Here is a 1,884-nt window from a genome sequence, read left to right on the forward strand (position 1 = left end):
GATTGAATCGGTTCTTCACGAAACCCGTCAGTTTGCGCCGCCCGCGGCGCTCGAACAGGCGGCGACCATTTCCGGCATGCCGGCCTACCGTGCGCTCGCCGCCGAAGCCGAGAACGATTACGAAGGATTCTGGGCGCGTCGCGCGCGCGAGGGTCTGGCGTGGCACAAGCCGTTCACGAAAGTGCTCGACGAGTCCAACGCGCCGTTCTACAAGTGGTTCGACGACGGCGAGCTGAACGCGTCGTACAACTGCCTCGACCGTCACGTCGAAGCCGGCAACGGCGAGCGCGTCGCGGTGATTTTCGAAGCCGACGACGGCACCGTCACGCGCGTCACCTATGCGGATCTCCTCGCGCGCGTATCGCGGTTCGCGAATGCGCTCAAGAAGCGCGGGATCGGCAAGGGCGACCGCGTCGTCATCTATATCCCGATGTCGATCGAAGGCATCGTCGCGATGCAGGCCTGCGCGCGCATCGGCGCAACGCACTCGGTCGTGTTCGGCGGCTTCTCCGCGAAGTCGCTGAACGAGCGGCTCGTCGACGTCGGCGCGACGGCGCTCGTCACGGCCGACGAGCAGGCGCGCGGCGGCAAGACGCTGCCGCTGAAGAGCATCGCGGATGAAGCGATCGCGCTGGGCGGCTGCGAGGCCGTGAAGAGCGTGATCGTCTATCGCCGCACCGGCGGCAAGATCGACTGGCACGCCGAGCGCGACCTGTGGATGCACGAACTGACGGCCGGCGAATCCGACCAGTGCGAGCCGGAATGGGTCGGCGCCGAGCATCCGCTGTTCATCCTGTATACGTCGGGCTCGACCGGCAAGCCGAAGGGCGTGCAGCACAGCACGGGCGGCTACCTGCTGTGGGCCGCGCAGACGATGAAGTGGACCTTCGACTGGAAGCCCACCGACGTGTTCTGGTGCACGGCCGACATCGGCTGGGTCACCGGCCACACCTACATCACGTACGGCCCGCTCGCCTGCGGCGGCACGCAGGTCGTGTTCGAAGGCGTGCCGACCTACCCGGACGCCGGGCGTTTCTGGAAGATGATCGGCGACCACCAGGTCACCGTGTTCTACACCGCGCCGACCGCGATCCGTTCGCTGATCAAGGCGGCCGAGGCCGACGACAAGGTCCATCCGAAAAGCTACGACCTGTCGAGCCTGCGCATCATCGGCACCGTCGGCGAGCCGATCAATCCGGAAGCCTGGATGTGGTATCACAAGCACGTCGGCCAGGAACGCTGCCCGATCGTCGACACGTGGTGGCAGACCGAGACGGGCGGCCACATGATCACGCCGCTGCCGGGCGCGACGCCGACCGTGCCCGGTTCGTGCACGCTGCCGCTGCCGGGCATCATGGCCGCGGTGGTCGACGAAACCGGCCAGGACGTGCCCAACGGGCAGGGCGGCATCCTCGTCGTCAAGCGCCCGTGGCCCGCGATGATCCGCACGATCTGGGGCGATCCGGAGCGTTTCAAGAAGAGCTACTACCCCGAGGAGCTCGGCGGGCGGCTGTATCTGGCCGGCGACGGCACCGTGCGCGACAAGGACACCGGCTACTTCACGATCATGGGCCGGATCGACGACGTGCTGAACGTGTCGGGCCACCGGCTCGGCACGATGGAAATCGAATCGGCGCTGGTCTCGCACGAACTCGTGGCTGAAGCCGCCGTGGTCGGCCGCCCGGACGATACGACGGGCGAGGCGGTGGTCGCGTTCGTGGTGCTGAAGCGTTCGCGTCCGGAAGGCGAGGAAGCGGCGGCGCTGGCGAAGACGCTGCGTGACTGGGTCGGCAAGCAGATCGGGCCGATCGCGAAGCCGAAGGACATCCGCTTCGGCGACAACCTGCCGAAGACGCGCTCGGGCAAGATCATGCGGCGCCTGCT

Annotated in this window: 1 protein-coding gene; it reads left to right on the forward strand. The window is 67.3% G+C overall.

Going from position 1 to position 1,884, the window contains the following annotated elements:
* Position 1 precedes the first annotated feature (1 nt).
* Positions 2 to 1,884, forward strand: a 1,883-nt coding sequence (gene acs / locus G3N96_RS38530; RefSeq protein ID WP_346778941.1) for an acetate--CoA ligase, incomplete at its 3' end; no start/stop codon positions are given.

It is taken from the genome of Burkholderia sp. Se-20373 (assembly GCF_017104705.1).
Lineage (GTDB): Bacteria > Pseudomonadota > Gammaproteobacteria > Burkholderiales > Burkholderiaceae > Burkholderia.